The organism is Streptomyces sp. VRA16 Mangrove soil (assembly GCF_017377775.1).
GTDB lineage: Bacteria > Actinomycetota > Actinomycetes > Streptomycetales > Streptomycetaceae > Streptomyces.
This window is the reverse complement of sequence record NZ_JAFVLN010000003.1, coordinates 16656-36724: the sequence shown is the minus strand read 5'-3', so window position 1 is coordinate 36724 and position 20069 is coordinate 16656. Positions and strand designations below refer to the sequence as shown.

Below are 20069 nucleotides of genomic sequence, written 5' to 3'. Positions count from 1 at the left end.
CCGCGGAGCGGACCACCGCGGGTGCGAGGCGCCGCGGCCCCCGCCCTCCCCCGGCGGGGCAGGGGCCGCGGGCCGGTCTCAGGGGACGCGGTACTGGTCGTCCCGGGTGTCCGCGACGAACATGTGCCCCGGCGCGTGCGTGATCGCGAACGGCGGCCGGGACGCCGTCACGGCCGCCTGGGGCGTCACCCCGCAGGCCCAGAAGACCGGGATGTCGCCGTCGTGCAGGTCCACCGGATCGCCGAAGTCCGGTGCGTCGAGGTCCTTGATGCCGAGGACCCTGGGGTCGCCGATGTGCACCGGGCCGCCGTGCACCGCGGGCATCAGGGAGCTCTCCCTGATCGCCGCCTCCAGGGCCTGCGGCGGCACCGGGCGCATCGACACGACCAAGGGGCCGTGCAGCCGGCCCGCGGGGCGGCACACGCGCGTGGTCACGTACATCGGCACGTTCCGGTTCTGCTCGACGTGGCGCAGCGGCACCCCGGCCGCGGCGAGCGCCCACTCGAACGTGAAGCTGCAGCCGATCAGGAACGACACCAGGTCGCCGCGCCACTGGTCCAGGACGTCGGTCGGCTCGGCCGTCAGCTCGCCGTGCTCCCACACCCGGTAGCGCGGCAGATCGGTGCGCAGATCGGCGCCCGGGGCCAGAACGGTCGTCCAGTCGCCGGCGTCCGTGACGTCGAGGACCGGGCACGGCTTCTGGTTGCGCTGGCAGAACAGCAGCATGTCGTAGGCCCAGTCGGCCGGTACGGAGATCAGGTTGGCCTGGGTGTGGCCGCGCGCCCAGCCGGCCGTGGGGGCGCTCGCGCCCGCACGGAAGTGGGCCCGCGTCTGCTCCGGGCTCCGGTGGGCGGTGCGGTCTTCCGTGCGGGTCACAGGAGTTCCCTTCCGCGGGTCTCGGGCAGGCCGAGCAGGGCCACGACGGCCAGGGCGTAGCCGATCGCCCCGAAGACGAGCGCGCCGCCCACGCCCCAGCTGTCCGCGAGGAAGCCGACGAGGGTCGGGAAGACGGCGCCGACCGCGCGGCCCGTGTTGTACGTGAAGCCCTGCCCCGTGCCGCGTACGGCGGTCGGGTACAGCTCGCTCAGGAACGAGCCGAAGCCGCTGAAGATGGCCGACATACAGAAGCCCAGCGGGAAACCGAGCACCAGGAGAAGGGTGTTGGCGCCGTCCGGGATGTGCGTGTACACGAGGATGCACACCGCGGACAGCACCGCGAACAGCACGATGGTGCGTTTCCTGCCCAGCCGGTCGGTGAGGTGACCGCCCGTCAAGTAGCCGATGAAGGCACCGGAGATGAGGAACGCCAGATAGGCGCCGGTGTTGACCACCGTGAGGCCCCGGTCCGACTTCAGGTAGGTCGGCACCCAGGTGGCGAGCGTGTAGTAGCCGCCCTGGACTCCGGTCGACAGGAGCACCGCGAAGAGGGTCGTGCGCAGCAGGCCCGGCCTGAAGATCTTGACGAACGACCCTTTGCGGTCGCTGGTGTCGAGCTTCTCCACCGCCTTGGGGGCGTCCTGCACGCGGCGGCGCACCCACACCACGAGGAGGGCGGGCAGCGCGCCCGTCCAGAACATCACGCGCCAGGCCAGATTGGCGTCGAGGAACTGGAAGACCAGGGTGTAGACGATCACGGCCAGGCCCCAGCCCGCCGCCCAGGCGCTCTGCACGGCGCCCAGCGTGCGGCCCCGGTGCTTCGCGGAGGCGTACTCGGCGACCAGGACCGCGCCGACCGCCCACTCGCCACCGAACCCCAGGCCCTGAAGGGCACGGAAGACCAGCAGCGTCTCGTAGTCGGGCGCGAAGCCGCACGCCACGGTGAACACGGCGTACGTGGCCACCGTGATCATCAGGGCGCGGACCCGGCCGATACGGTCGGCGATCACGCCCGCCGCGGCGCCGCCGACCGCGGAGACGACGAGGGTGACGGTGGTGATCAGACCGGTCTGGCCGCTGTTCAGACCGAAGTACGCGGCCAGCGCCACCATGCTCAGCGGCAGCGTGAAGTAGTCGTAGGAGTCGAGGGCGTAGCCGCCGAAGGCGCCGGCGAACGCGCGCCGGCCGCGCGGACCGAGTGCCCGCAGCCAGCCGAGGGCGCCGTCGGTATCGGTGCGCTCGACATCGGTGCGCTCGACGTCGGTGCGCTCGGTATCGGTGCGCTCGGTATCGGTGGGCGAGGAGGAAGCGGCAGGGGTCGTGGCGCTCGGAGTCGGTGGAGTCGTGCCCATGAGGCACCTCGCAGGGGACTCGGGAACTCGCGGGGAGGTGAGCGTGCGTGGTGGTGCGTGGTGCGGAGCCGTGCCTGTCCGCCAAGGTAGAGGATCGTTGAACGATCCCTCAATACCCATGTTGTTTCGTTCTTGTATCTGCGCTTGAATTCGGCCGTGGCCATGGATGAACTGAACGCACTCGCGGACGACCGCGCGCTGCTCGGGCGCACCAGCACGGCCGAGCGGGTCGCGGACATTCTCAGGAGCCGGATCGCGGAGGGCTTCTTCCCGCCCGGCACCCGGCTGTCGGAGGACAGCATCGGGGGCGCGCTCGGCGTCTCCCGCAACACCCTGCGCGAGGCGTTCCGGCTGCTCACGCACGAGCGGCTGCTGGAGCACCGGCTCAACAAGGGCGTCTTCGTGCGCGTCCTGAGCGTGCACGACGTCGAGGACATCTACCGGACCCGGCGCATGATCGAGTGCTCCGTCGTGCGCTCACTCGGCGACCCTCCGTACGCCCTCGACCGCGTCGCCGCCGCCGTCGCGGACGGACAGCGGGCGGCGAAGGCGCGGGAGTGGAAGGGCGTCTCCACCGCCAACATCCACTTCCACCGGGAACTCGTCGCCCTCGCCGGCAGCGAGCGGACCGACGAGCTGATGCGCAGCGTCCTCGCCGAACTGCGGCTCGCGTTCCACGTCGTCGACGACCCGCGCCGCCTCCACGAGCCGTATCTGGTCCGGAACGTGAAGATCGTCGAGACGCTCGCCGACGGGCGCAGGGACGAGGTCGAGGCGCTGCTCGCCGACTACCTCGACGACTCCCGCGACGGGCTCGTCGAGGCGTACGGGCAGAAGGTGACGGGGGAGGACTAGGGCGTGTTTCGAAAGTCCCGCCTGCCCCGCGACGCCTGGCACGCACTCCCCCAGCCTTCGGCCGGGGGGACCCCCTGCGGCGTTGCTGAAACGCCCGAATAGCTCCGCTATGAGGACGCTCCGGCGCCTTGCGATCGCACGCACCAGACGCCGCGGGGCCCGCCCTTCGGGCGGACGACGGGACTTTCGAAACACGCCCTAGTGGCCCGCGGGGCCCGTGGCATCTGCGTCGTTTCGACCGTTGTCAGACCCAGCGCCTAGTCTGTGCTCCGTGACTTCGCCTGCCACCACGGAATCCGTTCCGCCCCAGCTCAGCGCGGGGCCGCGCCCCGCACCGGGCCCGGCCGCCGACGAGGGGCTCGCGCGGCGGCTTCGCGCGCTCGCCTGCACCGCTCCGCTGCACGACCTGGACGTGCGCAAGGCGAACCTGGCGGGCGAGTACTCGACGTACGGAATGGCCGAGGTGGCCCTCTCGGCGATCGACCTGGTCACGCTGAACATGGACTTCGACACGGGCGCCGACCACGAGCAGATAGTGGCTCGCCTGATGCCGCGCATCGCCGCGCAGGCCCCGCAGCGGCCGGCCGCCGAGCACGAGCGGGTGGCGCGCTGGGTCCTGGAGAACCTGATCAACGTAGGCAGCGTGGACCGCGGCTTCCGCGCCGTCTACGGCACGTTCGCGACCGACGGCTCCTACGTGCGGCGCGACTACGACTTCAAGCTGATCGAGGAAGTCCCCGGCTACGGGGGCAGCGTCTATCTGCGCACGACCGACGAGGCGGTCAATGTGCTGGTGGGGGCGCTCGACACCGACGTCACCAGCGCGCAGATCGCCGCCGAGGTGAAGCTGGAGGTCCTGATCAGCCGCGGGCGGCTCGCGGACGCCCAGCTCGCCGCCGAGCAGGCCCGCTACCGGACGGTGCAGTACTCGGAGACGCTCCGCAAGGCGCTCGACGCCACGCGCCGCAATGTGCGCGCCGTCGACTGGCTGCAGGCCGTGCCCGACATGATCGCCGAGGCCCTCGACCACGTGGCGGACCGCTACCGCCACGAGAACGCGATCCTGACGAACATCCGCAAGGCACGCGACGAGTCCGAGGACCCCGAGCAGAAGCGCCGCGCCGCCGAGCTCGTCGACATCGTCAAGGACTGCATCCGCCGCCACACACAACTGCAGTCGCGCCTCCTGGAGGCCGGGCCGCTGTTCCGCGCCGAGCAGGACCGGCAGGCCTTCGCCACGCCCGCCGCCACCGCGGGCCTCGACCTGTACGGGCAGCTCGTCGCGCCATTGCTTCCGCTGCCGGTGCAGGACGCCCGCAAGGTGACCGACGCCTTCTTCGCCCGCGGCACCGGACTGCGCACGCCCGTCTCCGTACGCGTCACGGACCTGGTCGACATACTGCTGACCCCGCCCATGGAGCGCGAGCACCTCGGCGCCGAGATGCCCGAGCCCGATCTCATCGAGACCCCTGACGACAGCCGGTTCAGCGAGGAGCAGTTGGCGAGCGCCAAGGAACTGCTCGACCTGCCGTCGGACGCGCCGCGCCGGCTGTCGGGACTGCTCGCCGAAGCGCGCAGGCGCGACCCCGAACTGCCCTACCTGGTGGCCCTGTTGGCCGTGCACGCGGCCAGCCCCGCGGTCGGCACCGCCTACCGGCAGGGCGAGGAGAAGCTGCTGTTCGCCGTGGACGACGGCACCGAGCTGGACGACGCGGAGTTCGGCGGCGCCGACCTCATCGTCGGCACGGCCCTGCTCGACGCGGTCGGCATGGCCGCGGACCGGACGGAGGCCGCGTGAGGGGCCCGGAGAAGAACCAGGTAATGATCAAGGAGCACCGCCCGTGACCGAGTACCCCGAAGAGCACGCCGAGTGGGGCGAGCCCGAGGCGTCGGCCCCGGCCAAGGTCGCTGCCCCCGTCACCCCGGCCGACGCCGCCGACGCCGCGCGGCTCGTCGCCTTCGGCCTCCAGCCCAAGCTCCAGCCGTCCCGCGACCAGGAGTACGGCGACCTGCTGCGCCGCTACCGCGAGGACCCGCCGTTCGCGCGCCTGGCCGACGCCGTCGCCTCCGGGCTCGGACTCGTCGTCCTGGAGGTGTCCCCGCGCGCGGGCATGGCCGTGACCGCCGCCGAGGACTCCGTCTTCGCGGTGCGCATGGGCGACTACGCGCGCAGGACCGCCGCCGACTCCACCGACCGCTTCCTGCACGGCCTCGCGCACCTGGCCGTCGCCGCGCTCGCCTTCCCGCGCCCCGAGGACCTCGCCGACGACGGCTACATCGGCCGCGTGAGTGTCAACGGGGTGGACGCGTTCGTCCGGCAGGCCTGCCGCAAGCTGGAGGAGCGCGCCGAGGAGCAGGGCGAGAACACCGACCCGGCGAGCGACGCCCCCGGCCTGGAGGCCGCCTGGCGGATCTGGGCCCGCCGCAGCTCCACCGGAGCCACCAAGGACACGCGCCGCCTGGCCACGTCGACCACCGGCATCGTCGCCAAGGCCGTCACATTCCTCACCGACTCCGGATTCCTGCAGAGAACCGGCGACGACGGCGGCGGCACCTACCGCACGACGGCCAGATACCAGCTCCAGGTCCGCGACATGGCCGGCACCGCCGCCATGGCCGAGCTGCTCGACCTCGGTGTCGTCGCCGTGACCGACGGGTCCGCGAGCCTGATGCCCCCGATGGACGAGGACGCGGCCGAGCTCGTCGCCGACGCCGGCCTGCCGTTCCACTCCTAGGCCCTGTCCCGCGCCGTTCCCACCGACCGCCTCACCTTCCGTACCTACCACGAGAGTCCGCCATGTACGAGCTGTCCCGGGTTCGCCTCTACTCCATCGGGCCTGCCGGTGCGCGCTACGCCGACACCGTGCTCGACCTGCGGGGTGTCGGCGCGCCCGTGCCCGACCCCGCCCCGACCCAGGCGGAGTTCTTCGAGGACGAGCCCGTCGGCCCACCGCGCCGCCCCGCGCCGGCCGGTGTGCTCTTCCTGGAGAACGGCGGCGGCAAGTCGGTCCTGCTCAAGCTGATCTTCTCGGTGATGCTCCCGGGCCACCGGAACACGCTGGGCGGTGCCTCCTCCGGTGTGCTGCGCAAGTTCCTGCTGGCCGACGACTGCGGACACGTCGCCCTGGAGTGGCAGCACACCCTCACTGGTGAGTGCGTCGTCGTCGGCAAGGTCAGCGAGTGGCGCGGCCGCCAGGTGTCGAACGACCCCAAGAAGTTCGCGGAGGCCTGGTACTCGTTCCGGCCGGGCCCCGGGATGAGCCTCGACGCCCTGCCCGTCGCCGAGTCGAACGCCGTGCGTCCCGCCGCCGAGGGCGCGTCCGGTGCCCAGGGACGGCGCCGCACCATGAAGGGCTTCCGCGACGCGCTCGTGGAAGCGGGCAAGGCGTATCCGCACCTTGAGGTGACTTGGGAAGAGATCCACGACCGGTGGAACGAGCACCTGGGTGACCTGGGCCTCGACCCCGAACTCTTTCGCTACCAGCGGGAGATGAACGCGGACGAGGGCGAGGCCGCCGGCCTCTTCGCCGTCAAGAAGGACTCCGACTTCACCGACCTGCTGCTGCGGGCCGTCACCGACACCCGGGACACGGACGGCCTCGCCGACCTCGTCAGCGGATTCGGCAACAAGTTGGGACGACGCTCCGAGCTGATGGCCGAGCGGGACTTCACCGCCGGCTCCGTCGATCTGCTCAACCGGATCGTCGAGGCCGCGGAGACGCGCGCCCGCACGCGGGACATCCACACCGCCGCCGAGCGCCGCACGCGCACGCTGGCCCGCCGACTGTCCGCCCGCGCCGCCGTCGAGCGCGGCCGCACTCAGGACCTCGCCCAGCAGGTCACCGCCGCCGCGCACACCGTCACCGAGGCCGAGACCGCGCGGGAGCGCAGCGCGCTGATCGCGGCCGAACTCGCCTACCGGCACGCCTCGTTGGCCCTCGCCGGAGCCGAGAAGGCAGCCGCCGCCCAGAAGCGCGAGCTGGCCGACGCCCGTACGCTGCACTCCGCCTGGCAGGCCGCCGAGGCCGTGCTGCGTCACCGCGCCGCCGCCGACCGCTCCGCGCGCGTGGCCGTCGCCATCCGCGAGGCCGAGCGGGACGCCGCGCCCGCGCTCGCCGCTCGCGCCAAGGCCGCGTCCGACCTCGTACGGGCCCTGCACGGCGCCGCCGGGAAGGCCGAGCAGCACGCGAACGAGGAGGAGGAGCGCTCCGCCGTCCTCCAGGAGGCGGGCGAGGCCGCGCACCGCGACGCGACCGCCGCCGCCACCGACGCGCAGCGCGCCCGCAGCGAGCTCGGGCACCTGCGCCAGCGTCTCACCGAGGTCGAGCAGGAGACCGCCGAGGCCGTTCGCGCCGGATGGCTCGACGACAGCGCGCCCGACGCCGACCCGGCCCGCGCCGCGCTCGCCGCCGCCGACGCCGAGAAGACCACCGTCGCCGCGTGGGACACCGCGCGCGAGGCCGCCCGCCGCGGCGCCGAGCACGCCCGCGAGACCGCCGCCGCCGAGGCCCGCGCCGAGCTGACCGCCGCGCGCGCCGCCGACGCCGCGCGCGCCGCCGAGCACGCGTACCGGGCCGAGGAGCGGGCCGCCGCCTCGCTCGCCGGCGAGGAGCGGCTCGCCGAACTGCTCGGTGTGGACGGCCCTTCGAAGACCCCGCAGAGCGCCGGGTTCCCCGGCGCCGTGCGCGCCCGCGCCGTCGCCGACGACGCGCCGCTCACCGCCGAGGACCTCGACCGGGCCGCCGACGACCTCAAGGTCCTCCTCGACGACTCCGTCGCCGCCGCCGAGCGGCAGCTCTTCGACCTGCGCACCGCCGCCGCCGACGACTCCCGCATCCTCGGCGCCCTCGGCGACGGCGGACTGCTGCCGCCGGGCCCGGACGTCCTGGCCACCGTCGAGTTCCTCGGCGAGCACGGCATCCCGGCCCTGCCCGGCTGGCGCTACCTGGCCCAGGCCGTCGACCCGGCCGACCACGCGCGCGTGCTCGCCGCCCGGCCCGAGCTGGTCGACGGCGTCATCATCACCGACCCCGCCTCGCACCTCCGGGCCCGCGACGCCCTCGCGGGCGCCGCGCTGCTGCCCCGCTCCACCGTCGCCGTCGGCACCGCCGCCGCCCTGCTCGCCCCGACCCCGGCCGAGGCGGCGAGCGACGACGCCGTCTTCCTCGTACCGCCGAACCCGGCCATGCACGACGAGCACGCCGCCGACGAGGAGCGTCAAGCGCTGCGCGAGCGGGCCGCCCGGCGCGACGAGGACATCCGCGCCCTCGCCGGACGCCTCGCCAAGGACCGTGAGCTGACCGCCCGGCTGAGCTCCTGGCGCTCCGGCTGCCCCGCGGGCCGCCTCGCCGAGCTGGCCACCGCCGCGGCCGAGGCCCGTGCGTTCGCCGAGGAGTCCGAGGCCGAGCTGGCCGAGGCCCGCATCGCGCGCGCGGAGGCCGACGAGGTCGCCACCGAGGCCACTCGCGTGCGCGACGAGCGACAGGAAGCCGCGCAGAAGGCCCGCCGCGCCGCCGACGCCCTCGCCGGACTCGCGTTCCGGCTGCGCGAGCGCGCCGCCTGGCAGGCCAAGGTCCGCGAACTGGCCGACGAGGCCGTCGAGTTCGAGGCCCGCGCCCAGACCTGCCTGGAGCGGGCCCGCGCCGCGGACGAGGACCGGCGCGCCGCCCAGCGCTCCGCCGACGACGCCCACCGCACCGCCCGCACGCTGCGCGCGGAGCGCGCCGAGATCGCCGGCGCCCCCGACGACGTTCCCGAGGGCCCGGAAAGCGTGGCGCCGCAGGCGTCGCTGCCCGCGCTCCGCGAGGCCTACCGGGCCGCCTCCCAGGTGTACGAGAAGGTCGGTGTCGGAGCCGACCTGCGGGCCGAGCAGGCCCGCGCGGAGAGCGACGAGTCCGCCGCGCTCGCCGAGCTGGACCGGCTCAGCAACAAGGTGCGCACCCGCGCCGCCGCCCTCCTGGAATCCCCCGAGGGCTCCGACGGACCGTCCCGCCTGGCCGCCGCCGCCCGTGCCGAGGAGCACGTCCAGCTCCTGGAGACCCGCGCCTCCACCGGGAGCGAGCAGCTCGGCCGGCTGCGCGGCGAGGCCGAGCGGCACGCGCCCGAGGACGGCGATGCGCACACCGAGCTCCCCGAGGAGCTCGAACCGAACGACACCGAGCACGCCCAGCAGCTGTTGCGCACCGCGACCACCGAACTGGCCACGCACACCGAGGCCCTCGCGGCCGCCCGCGCCGCGCACGCCGAGCTGCTGGACTCCCACCGCGCCGCCGAGGACGGCGCCGGGGGCTTCGACGAGACGGCCGCGCTCCTGCGCGACCTGCTGCGCGACCACACCGCCGACGCCGAGGAGCAGGAGGAGCCCGAGCCGTACCCGGGCAGCCTGGAGGAGGCCCGCACCGCCGCGGGCGAGGCACGGCGCTCGTTGCGCGGCTGCGCCGGTGACCTGTCCGGCGCCGAGGCCGCCGTCCGTGAGGCGAGCGACATCCTCGTACGGCATGCGAACGCGACGCGGTACGAGGCCGTCCGCACCCCCGCCCGTCAGCAGATCCGTGAGCTGCCGGCCGCCGCGCTGCCGGAGCACGCGCAGAAGTGGGCGGAGGCGTTCGCGCCCCGACTGCGGGTCCTGACCGACGAGTTGGCGCAACTGGAGCGGAACCGGGACTCGATCGTGGACCGCCTGCGCGGCCTGGTGGAGTCGTCGCTCGCCACCCTGCGGTCCGCCCAGCGGTTGTCCCGGCTGCCGGAGGGACTCGGCGAGTGGTCCGGGCAGGAGTTCCTGCGGATCCGCTTCGAGGAGCCCGACCAGGCCACCCTCGTGGAGCGGCTCGGCGAGGTCATCGACGAGGCGACTCGCGCGGCCGTCAAGAAGAATTCCGACCTGCGGCGCGACGGCATGTCCCTGCTGCTGCGCGGGGTCAGCGCCGCGCTCCAGCCCAAGGGCGTCGCCGTCGAGATCCTCAAGCCCGACGCCGTGCTGCGCGCCGAGCGGGTCCCCGTCGGCCAGATGGGCGACGTGTTCTCCGGCGGACAGCTGCTCACCGCGGCCATCGCGCTGTACTGCACGATGGCCGCGCTGCGGTCGAACGACCGGGGCCGCGACAAGCACCGGCACGCGGGCACGCTGTTCCTCGACAACCCCATCGGGCGCGCCAACGCCACGTACCTGCTGGAGCTCCAGCGGGCCGTCTCGGACGCGCTCGGTGTCCAACTCCTGTACACCACCGGCCTGTTCGACACGACGGCGCTCGCCGAGTTCCCGCTCGTGATCCGGCTGCGCAACGACGCGGACCTGCGCGCGGGCCTGAAGTACATCAGCGTGGAGGAGCACCTGCGTCCGGGCCTGCCGCAGCAGTACGCGGACGGGGCCGGAGAATCGGTGCACGGAGAGATCACGGCCACCCGCATGTTCAAGCGACCCGAACCTGAGACGCAGTCTCCATCCCAGCCCCAGGACGCCTAGAAGCGCAGCAGCTCCGCGCACTTCTCGCCGATCCGCCTCGGTGCACAGGCGGGCGCCGCGGTGCCGGCACCCGTTGAGGAACGCCTTGAGGGCGCCGGTGCGGGGGCGGGTGCGGGTGACGGGGACGTTCTCGCGGCCCACCTGGACCGTGCGGAACGCGCCGGGCCTGCCGAGATCGGCCGAGCGGACAGCGCAGAACCACATGCGCTCGAAGATCCGCTCCTGCTCGGTGCGGAGAGTCCGGGGTCGGTGTAGTCGGCTGGGTCAGCGAGGCCGCGCCGACTCGCCTGGTGGGCTGTCGCTCGGCCGGGCTGATCGCCGCCAACTTGCCCGACTTACAAGGGTCGCCTCACTTTCAAGGGTGGCTTCACTTTCAAGGGTGGCGAACTTGCAAGGCTGACTGTGTTGGACCGACCCGTGCTGGCCGTGCGGCGTCGGTCACGGGTGGGTCAGTTGTCCGGTCCCGCTCTGCGTCCGTATGTTCTCGGGTGCCCGTACCCGCGTTCGTGCCGCGCGGCGGGCCTGGCGGCGTTCTCTGCGCAGGCGCCGGGCCGTGCTGGCGGGGACCGAGACGACGCCGTTCCGCTGGTTCCACACCTGGCGTGTCACCCAGACGTCCAGGACGCCCCAGGTCGCCACCACCGTGCTCCCCACGCTGCTCAGCACCATGGGGAACGCCAACCAGGAGTCGGCCAGCGTGCACAGCAGCGCGATCATCGCCTGGATCAGGGTGAGCGCGATGATGAGCACGGCCCGTACGGCCGCCGTCCGCACCGGATCTGGCATCCGGCGTCGCTTCGCCGGCTCCTCGACCCACAGTTCATGTCGCCCCGTCGTACCCATCACCGCATCACTCCCCGCCGCTCCCGGGCTCCGGTCTCGATGTCCCCACATCGGCCTGCACTCTGACTGCCCGGTTTGATCCCTTTCACGCCGCCCGTGCGGCGCCCTGCGTGTCCCTCTGCTGTTCCTGCCCTCTTGCCCGTTGTTCCCCTTGCTGTGATGTAGGACGAACGGCGCTGCCGGAAGATTCCCGATCCGGTGCCGATTGATCAGCGGATGATCGGCGGAAGCGCCTGTCACGGTGCGCGGGGGAGGGCGATGGAGTGCGCGGGGGAGGGTGACGGAGTGCGCGGGGGAGGGCGACGGGGATTTCAGGCCAACTGCCCCGCGAGTCAGGCCGATTGTGATTGCCGGAGAATGTGTGAATCCCCGACCGCAATCTCCCCCAATGCCCGGACAACTCGGGATGTCCGAACCGATGTTGAGTCGGACAGCATCCGGACAGGCCTTCGAGTTGCTCCTGTCTCAGTAGTAGGCTCGCGCCGCTCGTTGACGCACATGTGTGCCCCTGACCGCAGGGGGCCGATCTGGGGGAGGCCATGCGCTTTCGCGGGAAGTCCATCCGCCGGAAGATCGTGGCGCTGTTGATGGTGCCGCTGCTGTCCTTGACGGCAATCTGGGCCTTCGCCTCGGTCATCACGGGACGCGCCGCCGTGCAGCTGTTCTCGGCGGGCAAGATCGTCGACTCCATCGGATATCCCCTTGCCGAGGCCGGACGCGTTCTGCAGGACGAGCGTCGCCAGACCCTCGTCTACCTCGCCGACCCCCGGGCGTCCGACGCGCAGTCCGCCCTGCGGACCAAGCGCAGCGCCTCCGACGAGGCGATGGCCGAGATCAAGGAGAAGGCCCGCGACTCCGACCTCCGTGACGAGATGGACGGCGAAGCGCGCGCGACCCTGGACACCGCCGTGGAAGGCTTCGAGGACATCGAGTCGCTGCGCCGGAACGTCGACGAGGGCACCGTCACCCGCGGCCAGGCCCTCACCTTCTACACCCGTCTCATCGCCCCCACCCACGACTTCCTGCTCGACATCGTGTCCCTGGACAACTCCAAGGCGGAGCGCGAGGGCCGGGCTGTCGTCGCGCTGGTCCAGGCACGCGAACTGCTCTCCCAGGAAGACGCGCTGGTGGGCTCCGGTCTCGTCGCCCGCCGGCTCACCCAGCCCGAACTGCGCCAGGTCTCCGACCTCATGGCCCAGCGCTCCCTCCTCGACGACACCAACTTCCCGCTCCTGCCCGGGGACGACGGCTCCCGCTACGAGCGCTACTGGAAGAGCCCCGACACGGCCCCGCTGCGCAACGCCGAGGACGCCGTGGTGAACGGCGTGCCCGGCACCCCGAAGGGCGTCACAGCGCGGAGCTGGGACAAGGCGGCGGGGCAGGTCCTGGACGAACTGGACCACCGCAACACGGAAACCGCGAGCAACTTCCAGTACGAGATCCGTCCCATCGCCGTCGACGTCTTCGTCCGCGCCGGCATCGCCGGAGTGCTCGGCCTGCTCGCCCTGCTGTTCTCCGTCTTCCTCTCGCTCCGCATCGGCCGCGGCCTCGTCCGCGACCTGCGCCGCCTGCGCCTGCAGGCCCACGAGGCGTCCGGCGTCCGGCTGCCCAGCGTGATGCGACGCCTCGCGTCCGGCGAAGAGGTGGACGTGGAGACCGAGGCTCCGCGCCTGGACTACGACAAGGACGAGATCGGGCAGGTCGGCCAGGCGCTCAACACCCTGCAGCGGTCCGCCGTCGAAGCGGCCGTGAAGCAGGCCGAGTTGCGCCGTGGCGTCTCCGAGGTCTTCGTGAACCTCGCCCGCCGCAGCCAGGTCCTGCTGCACAAGCAGCTGACCCTGCTCGACACCATGGAACGCAGGACCGAGGACACCGACGAACTCGCCGACCTGTTCCGCCTCGACCACCTCACCACCCGCATGCGCCGGCACGCCGAGGGCCTCGTCATCCTCTCCGGCGCCGCCCCGTCCCGGCAGTGGCGTAAACCCGTACAGCTGATGGACATCGTGCGGGCCTCCGTCGCGGAGGTGGAGGACTACGAGCGGATCGAGGTGCGCCGACTGCCGCGGATCGCCGTGACCGGGCCCGCCGTCGCCGACCTCACGCACCTGGTCGCCGAACTGCTGGAGAACGCCACGGTGTTCTCACCGCCGCACACCGCCGTGCAGGTGCTCGGCGAGAGCGTCGCCAACGGCTTCACCCTGGAGATCCACGACCGGGGCCTCGGGATGGCCGCCGACGCGCTGCTCGACGCCAACCTGCGGCTCGCCGAGACCCCCGAGTTCGAACTCTCCGACACCGACCGGCTCGGTCTGTTCGTGGTCAGCCGACTCGCCCAGCGCCAGAACGTACGGGTCTCGCTCCAGCCGTCCCCCTACGGCGGCACGACCGCCGTGGTCTTCATCCCGGACGCCCTGCTCACCGACGCGCCGGACACCGAAGGCGCCGGGTTCCGCCTCGACCGGCCCGATGCCGTGCGACGCACCCCCATGGGCGGGCGTGGCCCGCTCGGCAGGTCCGACGGCCTCCCCGGCCTGCCGGCGTCCGTGCTCGACGGTCCCGTGGAACTCGAAGCCCCGCTCGCCACCTCGGACATGACCTCCTTCCCGGGAGCCCTCGGCGACGAGGACAGCGAGCGCGGAGCGCTCTTCCGCCCGCGCCGACCGGTGGCGGGGAGTCCGGGGGAGCAGCACCAGCAGGCCGACGAGACCGAGGGCGACAGCGTCTTCGGCCCCGACCGCGAGGGCGACCACGACACCGCGCCCGGCGGGCTCGTCCCGCTTCCGCGCCGCCGCGCGCCCAAGCTCGTGAGCTCCCACGGCCGACCCGTCGGCCACGCCCGGCCCGGGGAGAACGACCGTACGGCCGCCGCATCCGGTGAGCGGCAGGACCGGGACGGTACCCGCGCCACGGACGGCGCTGATGACACCGCCCCGCCCCCGCCACCGGCCGACCTGCCCAGGCGGCGCGCCCGCGCCACCGAGACCGGCACCGCACCCGCAGCGCTGCCCTCCAGGCCCCCGCTCGCCGAAGCCGGACCCTCGGGCGCCGCCCCCGCTCCCGGAGGTCTGCCCCGCCGGGTGCGGCAGGCGAGCCTCGCCCCGCAGCTCAAGGACGGACCGGACCTGCGCGCCGACCGGACCGCGGACCGCGACGAGCCGGCCTCGACGCCGCCCGCCGAACGAGACGCCGACGAGGTGCGCAGCCGGATGGCCTCGCTGCAGAGCGGCTGGCGGCGCGGCCGTGTGGAGAACGCCATGGGCGAAGAGACCACCACCAGCGACAAGACGACCACGCGCGACGACCGGGCCACGAGCACGGAGAACGCCACAAACGACCAGAACGCCACAAGCGACCAGAACGCCTCAAGCGACGAGAGCGCCGACGGCACAGCACAGGGAACGACATCTGAGGGGGACGGTCGATGACCGCACCGAAGGCCACCGCGCACACCACCGAAGGTGGTTCGCGAGAGCTGAACTGGCTTCTCGACGACCTGGTGGAGCGCGTCGCCAGCATCCGCAAGGCGCTCGTGCTCTCCGGGGACGGACTGCCGACAGGGGTCTCCAAGGACCTCACCCGGGAGGACAGCGAGCACCTCGCCGCCGTCGCCTCCGGATTCCACAGCCTCGCCAAGGGAGTGGGCCGGCACTTCGACGCGGGCGGCGTACGGCAGACGATGGTCGAGCTCGACGACGCCTTCCTGTTCGTCACCGCCGCGGGCGACGGCAGCTGCCTCGCCGTGCTCTCGGACGCGGACTCCGACGTCGGCCTCGTCGCCTACGAGATGACGCTGTTGGTCAAGCGGGTCGGCGCACATCTGGGGACGGCTCCGCGCACGGATCTGCCCGCCGGAGGGTAGTGGGTTGGCATGAGCGCAGACGGTCAGGGGACGCAGGAGACGCACCACTGGTTCGACGACGATGCCGGGCCCGTCGTGCGTCCGTACGCCATGACACGCGGCCGCACCACCAGCCCGGCCCAGCATCGCCTCGACCTGATCGCGGTCGTCGTCGCGGAAACCCGCGGCGGCGACCCGATGGCCGACCAGACGCTGTCGCCCGAACACGTGGACATCGTCGAACTGTGCCGTGAGCGGCCGCAGTCGGTGGCGGAACTCGCCGCGGAGTTCGACCTCCCCATCGGCGTCGTCCGCGTCCTCATAGGTGACCTCGTCGACGAGGAGCTGGTCCACGTGACCCGCCCGGTGCCACCCGCGGAACTGCCCGACGAGAGCATCCTGCGCGACGTGATCGACGGCCTCAGAGCCCTCTGAACGACACCGCGGCCGCAGGGCCGCACGGCACGACCAGGACAGGAGCGGGGCGGACCACAGGAGACTCACGTGACAGGCTGGCAGTTCTGGATCGACCGAGGCGGCACCTTCACGGACGTCGTCGCCCTGCGCCCCGACGGCCGGCTGCTCACCCACAAGCTGCTCTCGGACACCCCGGGGCGCTACACCGACCCCGCCGTCGCGGCCGTCCGTGAACTCCTGCGCGAGCACGCCGGGTCGGCGCCCGACGCGCCCCCGGGACGGCTCATCGACTCCGTGCGGATGGGCACCACCGTCGCCACCAACGCCCTCCTGGAACGCAAGGGCGAACGCACCGCCCTCGTCATCACACGCGGCTTCCGCGACGCCCTGCGCATCGCCTACCAGAACCGGCCGCACATCTTCGCCCGCCGCATCGAGCTGCCCGAACTGCTCCACGAACGCGTCATCGAGGTCGACGAACGCATCGACGCCCACGGCGAGGTCGTCACGCCCCTCGACCTGACCTCCTTGGAGGGGCCGTTGCGGCAGGCCCACGACGACGGCATCCGCGCCCTCGCCGTCGTCTGCCTGCACAGCCACCTCCACCCGGCCCACGAGCGTGAGATCGGCGCGCTCGCCGCCCGCATCGGCTTCCCGCAGATCTCGCTCTCCAGTGAGGTCAGCCCGCTCATGAAGGTCGTCCCCCGCGGCGACACCACCGTCGTCGACGCCTACTTGTCGCCGGTCCTGCGCCGCTACGTGCAACACGTCGCCGACCGACTCCACGACGTACGACTCATGTTCATGCAGTCCAACGGCGGCCTCGCGGAAGCCCGCCAGTTCCGCGGCAAGGACGCCATCCTCTCCGGGCCCGCGGGCGGCATCGTCGGCATGGCCCGGATGTCGCAGCGCGCGGGATTCGACCGGGTCATCGGCTTCGACATGGGCGGCACGTCCACCGACGTCTCGCACTTCGCCGGCGAGTACGAACGGGTCCTCACGACGCAGATCGCGGGCGTCCGGCTGCGCGCGCCCATGCTGGACATCCACACCGTCGCGGCGGGCGGCGGCTCCGTCCTGCACTTCGACGGCAGCCGCTACCGGGTGGGCCCCGACTCGGCGGGCGCGGTCCCCGGCCCGGTCTGCTACCGGGGCGGCGGCCCCCTCACCGTCACCGACGCCAACGTGGCCCTCGGCCGCGTCCAACCCGCCCACTTCCCCAGGGTGTTCGGCCCCGGCGGCGACCAGCCCCTCGACGACGCCCTCGTCCGCGACCGCTTCACCGCCCTCGCCGCCGAGATCCGCGACAGTACCGGCGACGACCGCTCCCCGGAACAGGTCGCCGAGGGCTACCTCCGGATCGCGGTCGCCAACATCGCCAACGCCGTGAAGCGGATCTCGGTCCAGAAGGGCCACGACATCACCCGCTACGCCCTCACCACCTTCGGCGGTGCCGGAGGGCAGCACGCGTGCATGGTCGCCGACGAGCTCGGCATCCGCACCGTCCTCGTGCCACCGATGGCCGGCGTCCTGTCCGCCCTCGGCATCGGCCTCGCCGACACCACGGCCATGCGGGAACAGTCCGTGGAGGCCCCCGTGGCGGACTCCTCCATGCCGGGCGTCCTCAAGACCGCCGACGACCTGGAGGCCGCGGCGCGCGCCGAACTCCTCGCGGAGGACGTCCCGCAGGACCGCATCCGGGCCACGCGCCGGGCCCAGCTCCGTTATGACGGCACCGACACCACGCTCACCGTGGAACTCGACCGCCCCGACGTCATGACGCGTGCCTTCGAAGAACGCCATCGTGCCCACTACTCCTTCACCCTCGACCGACCGCTCGTCGTCGAGTCACTCTCCGTAGAAGCCACGGGACTGACCGAACCCCCCGACCTCTCCCACCTCGCTCCCCCTGCCACGGCCCCCGCCGTTGCCACGACCGTCCGACTCCACTCCGGCGGGACCTGGCACGACGTCCCCCTGTACCAGCGGCCTCAACTCCCGCCCGGCGAAACGGTGTCCGGCCCGGCGATCATCGCCGAGGACGGTGCCACGACGGTCGTCGACGACGGCTGGCGAGCGGCCCTCGCGGACGACGGCCACCTGATCATGGAACGCGCGATGGTCACGGAGAGTTCCGAGATCGATACGGAGAATGACGAAAAGTTCAGGACCGCCGTCGACCCGGTGCTGCTTGAGGTCTTCAACAACCTCTTCATGTCGATCGCCGAGCAGATGGGCGCCCGCCTGGAGTCCACCGCGCAGTCCGTGAACATCAAGGAACGCCTGGACTTCTCCTGCGCCCTCTTCGACCCCGACGGCGACCTCGTCGCCAACGCCCCGCACATCCCGGTCCACCTGGGCTCCATGGGCACCAGCGTCAAAGAGGTCATCCGCCGCCGGGGCGCCACGATGCGGCCGGGCGACACCTACGCCGTCAACGACCCCTACCACGGCGGCACCCACCTGCCCGACGTCACCGTCATCACCCCGGTCTTCGCCGAGGCCGGCGACCGTATCCTGTTCCACGTCGCCTCACGCGGCCACCACGCCGAGATCGGCGGCATCGCCCCCGGCTCCATGCCCGCGAACAGCGCCACCATCGACGAGGAGGGCATCCTCTTCGACAACTGGCTTTTGGTGGAGCAAGGCCGCTTCCGCGAGCAGGAGACGCTGCGCCTGCTCACCCGCGCGCCCCACCCCTCCCGCAACCCACGCACGAACCTGGCCGACCTGCGCGCCCAGATCGCCGCCAACCGCAAGGGCGTCGACGAAGTGGCCCGGATGATCGAGAACTTCGGCCTCGACGTCGTACAGGCCTACATGAAGCACGTACAGGACAACGCCGAGGAAGCGGTGCGCCGCGTCATCGACACCCTGGAGGAAGGGCAGTTCGCGTACGAGACCGACGCCGGAGCCGTGATCCGCGTACGCGTCACGGTGGACCGCGCCCGACGCTCCGCGACCATCGACTTCACCGGCACCTCCCCGCAGCTCCCCACCAACTTCAACGCCCCCTTCGCCGTCGTCAACGCCGCCGTCCTCTATGTGTTCCGCACCCTCGTGGACGACGACATCCCGCTCAACGACGGCTGCCTGCGCCCGTTGACGATCGTCGTCCCCGAAGGGTCCTTCCTCGCGCCCCGGCCGCCCGCCGCCGTCGTCGCGGGCAACGTGGAGACGTCGCAGGCCATCACCGGTGCCCTCTACGGCGCGCTCGGCGTCCAGGCGGAAGGATCCGGCACGATGAACAACGTCACCTTCGGGAACGCCCGCCACCAGTACTACGAGACCGTGGCGTCCGGCTCCGGAGCGGGTGACGGCTTCCCCGGGGCGCCGGTCGTGCAGACGCACATGACGAACTCGCGGCTCACCGACCCGGAGGTCCTCGAGTGGCGACTGCCCGTCCTCCTGGAGGACTTCACCGTGCGCCGCGGCAGTGGCGGCGACGGCCGGTGGCGCGGCGGTGACGGCGCGGAACGGCGCATCCGCTTCCGCGAAGCGATGACCGTCTCCACCCTCTCCCAGCACCGGAAAGTCGCGCCCTATGGGATGAACGGAGGCGCACCCGGCGCCCTGGGCGCCAACTTTGTGGAGCGCACCGACGGCAGCGTGACCCGGCTCGCCGGCAGCGACACCGCCGAGGTGCACCCGGGCGACGTCCTGGTCGTCCGGACACCGGGCGGCGGGGGATACGGCCCACCGGACGTGGCCCCGGACCCGAACGCGTACAGCACCACACGACACAGCGAGAACAGCGAGTCAGGAGAGACAACCCATGATCTTCGGGCGTTCTGAGCGCGGCAAGGCCCCCGTCGAGCCCGTCACGCTCAAGATCCTGGTGGCCGGCGGATTCGGCGTGGGCAAGACGACCCTCGTCGGCGCGGTCAGCGAGATCAGGCCCCTGCGCACGGAGGAACTGCTCAGCGAGGCAGGTCGCCCCGTCGACGACACCCAGGGCGTCGAGGGCAAGCACACCACCACTGTGGCCATGGACTTCGGCAGGATCACGCTGCGCGAGGACCTCGTCCTGTACCTCTTCGGCACACCGGGCCAGGACCGCTTCTGGTTCCTGTGGGACGAGCTCGCGACCGGCGCCCTGGGCGCCGTCGTCCTCGCGGACACCCGCCGCCTGGAGGACTGCTTCGCGGCGGTCGACTACTTCGAGCGGCGCGACATCCCGTTCGTCGTCGGCGTCAACTGCTTCGAGGGCTCGGCCCGTTACCCCACCGACATGGTGCGCCAGGCCCTCGACCTGGATGCGGGAGTCCCCGTGGTGCTGTGCGACGCGCGCGAGAAGAACTCCGTGAAGGACGTCCTCATCGGCGTGGTCGAGCACGCCGCCGCGGTGTCCGCGCGGCGCCGCGAGCCGGCCACCACCTGAACCGGCCCCGGAGGAGAGCCGGTACGCGTACGCACGCACGCG

General features: G+C 72.5%; 12 protein-coding genes and 1 pseudogene. 9 read left to right on the top strand and 4 right to left on the bottom strand.

Annotated features, from left to right (window positions below; genetic code table 11):
• Positions 1-78 precede the first annotated feature (78 nt).
• Together J3486_RS09500 and J3486_RS09495 are read right to left on the bottom strand one after the other, a co-directional pair.
• Complete coding sequence (locus J3486_RS09500; protein ID WP_207819763.1) at positions 79-876, bottom strand: putative hydro-lyase; 798 nt, start codon at positions 874-876, stop codon at positions 79-81.
• Positions 873-2228: an MFS transporter gene (locus J3486_RS09495; RefSeq protein ID WP_207819762.1), complete on the bottom strand. Its 1356-nt coding sequence runs from the start codon at positions 2226-2228 to the stop codon at positions 873-875. Before J3486_RS09495 ends, J3486_RS09500 begins: the two co-directional genes overlap by 4 nt.
• 162 nt (positions 2229-2390) lie before the next feature.
• Here J3486_RS09495 and J3486_RS09490 point away from each other — a divergent pair, with 162 nt between their 5' ends.
• From J3486_RS09490 to J3486_RS09475, 4 genes are all read left to right on the top strand, one after another.
• Complete coding sequence (locus J3486_RS09490; RefSeq protein WP_207820260.1) at positions 2391-3083, top strand: GntR family transcriptional regulator; 693 nt, start codon at positions 2391-2393, stop codon at positions 3081-3083.
• Positions 3084-3354: 271 nt separating this feature from the next.
• Entirely contained in the window at positions 3355-4881 is a 1527-nt protein-coding gene (locus J3486_RS09485) for a hypothetical protein (RefSeq protein WP_207819761.1), read from the top strand.
• Positions 4882-4924: 43 nt separating this feature from the next.
• Positions 4925-5818 (top strand): hypothetical protein, encoded by an 894-nt coding sequence (locus J3486_RS09480; RefSeq protein ID WP_207819760.1) that lies wholly within the window; start codon positions 4925-4927, stop codon positions 5816-5818.
• A 62-nt stretch (positions 5819-5880) separates the two neighbouring features.
• Positions 5881-10545 (top strand): hypothetical protein, encoded by a 4665-nt coding sequence (locus tag J3486_RS09475; protein WP_207819759.1) that lies wholly within the window; start codon positions 5881-5883, stop codon positions 10543-10545.
• A 24-nt stretch (positions 10546-10569) separates the two neighbouring features.
• On the opposite strand, the pseudogene J3486_RS09470 reads toward J3486_RS09475, so the two are convergent.
• A pseudogene (locus J3486_RS09470) lies at positions 10570-10791 on the bottom strand (Rieske 2Fe-2S domain-containing protein); the annotation flags it as partial.
• A 192-nt stretch (positions 10792-10983) separates the two neighbouring features.
• On the bottom strand, positions 10984-11439 hold the full coding sequence (locus tag J3486_RS09465; protein WP_374194709.1) for a hypothetical protein: 456 nt from the start codon (positions 11437-11439) through the stop codon (positions 10984-10986).
• Positions 11440-11927: 488 nt separating this feature from the next.
• On the opposite strand from J3486_RS09465, the gene J3486_RS09460 reads away from it, so the two are divergent.
• The 5 genes from J3486_RS09460 (at position 11928) to J3486_RS09440 (ending at position 20027) form a co-directional block, all read left to right on the top strand.
• Positions 11928-14816 carry a nitrate- and nitrite sensing domain-containing protein gene (locus J3486_RS09460; RefSeq protein ID WP_207819757.1) on the top strand — a complete coding sequence of 963 codons (2889 nt, stop codon included), beginning with the start codon at positions 11928-11930 and terminating at the stop codon, positions 14814-14816.
• A complete protein-coding gene (locus tag J3486_RS09455; RefSeq protein WP_207819756.1) occupies positions 14813-15250 on the top strand; it encodes a roadblock/LC7 domain-containing protein in 438 nt (145 codons plus the stop codon). The genes J3486_RS09460 and J3486_RS09455 overlap by 4 nt, the downstream gene beginning before the upstream one ends.
• Before the next feature lie 9 nt (positions 15251-15259).
• Positions 15260-15664 (top strand): DUF742 domain-containing protein, encoded by a 405-nt coding sequence (locus J3486_RS09450; RefSeq protein ID WP_207819755.1) that lies wholly within the window; start codon positions 15260-15262, stop codon positions 15662-15664.
• A 69-nt stretch (positions 15665-15733) separates the two neighbouring features.
• Complete coding sequence (locus J3486_RS09445) at positions 15734-19441, top strand: hydantoinase B/oxoprolinase family protein (RefSeq protein WP_207819754.1); 3708 nt, start codon at positions 15734-15736, stop codon at positions 19439-19441.
• Positions 19422-20027, top strand: a complete 606-nt coding sequence (locus J3486_RS09440; protein ID WP_207819753.1) for an ATP/GTP-binding protein — start codon at positions 19422-19424, stop codon at positions 20025-20027. The genes J3486_RS09445 and J3486_RS09440 overlap by 20 nt, the downstream gene beginning before the upstream one ends.
• The last annotated feature ends 42 nt before the right edge of the window (positions 20028-20069 follow it).

Excerpts from the sequence above, each read along its gene's own strand:
- J3486_RS09475 (WP_207819759.1), top strand. The coding sequence starts at position 5,881 with ATGTACGAGCTGTCCCGGGTTCGCCTCTACTCCATCGGGCCTGCCGGT.
- J3486_RS09495 (WP_207819762.1), bottom strand. The coding sequence starts at position 2,228 with ATGGGCACGACTCCACCGACTCCGAGCGCCACGACCCCTGCCGCTTCC.
- J3486_RS09490 (WP_207820260.1), top strand. The coding sequence starts at position 2,391 with ATGGATGAACTGAACGCACTCGCGGACGACCGCGCGCTGCTCGGGCGC.
- J3486_RS09455 (WP_207819756.1), top strand. The coding sequence starts at position 14,813 with ATGACCGCACCGAAGGCCACCGCGCACACCACCGAAGGTGGTTCGCGA.
- J3486_RS09465 (WP_374194709.1), bottom strand. The coding sequence starts at position 11,439 with ATGTGGGGACATCGAGACCGGAGCCCGGGAGCGGCGGGGAGTGATGCG.
- J3486_RS09460 (WP_207819757.1), top strand. The coding sequence starts at position 11,928 with ATGCGCTTTCGCGGGAAGTCCATCCGCCGGAAGATCGTGGCGCTGTTG.
- J3486_RS09450 (WP_207819755.1), top strand. The coding sequence starts at position 15,260 with ATGAGCGCAGACGGTCAGGGGACGCAGGAGACGCACCACTGGTTCGAC.
- J3486_RS09440 (WP_207819753.1), top strand. The coding sequence starts at position 19,422 with ATGATCTTCGGGCGTTCTGAGCGCGGCAAGGCCCCCGTCGAGCCCGTC.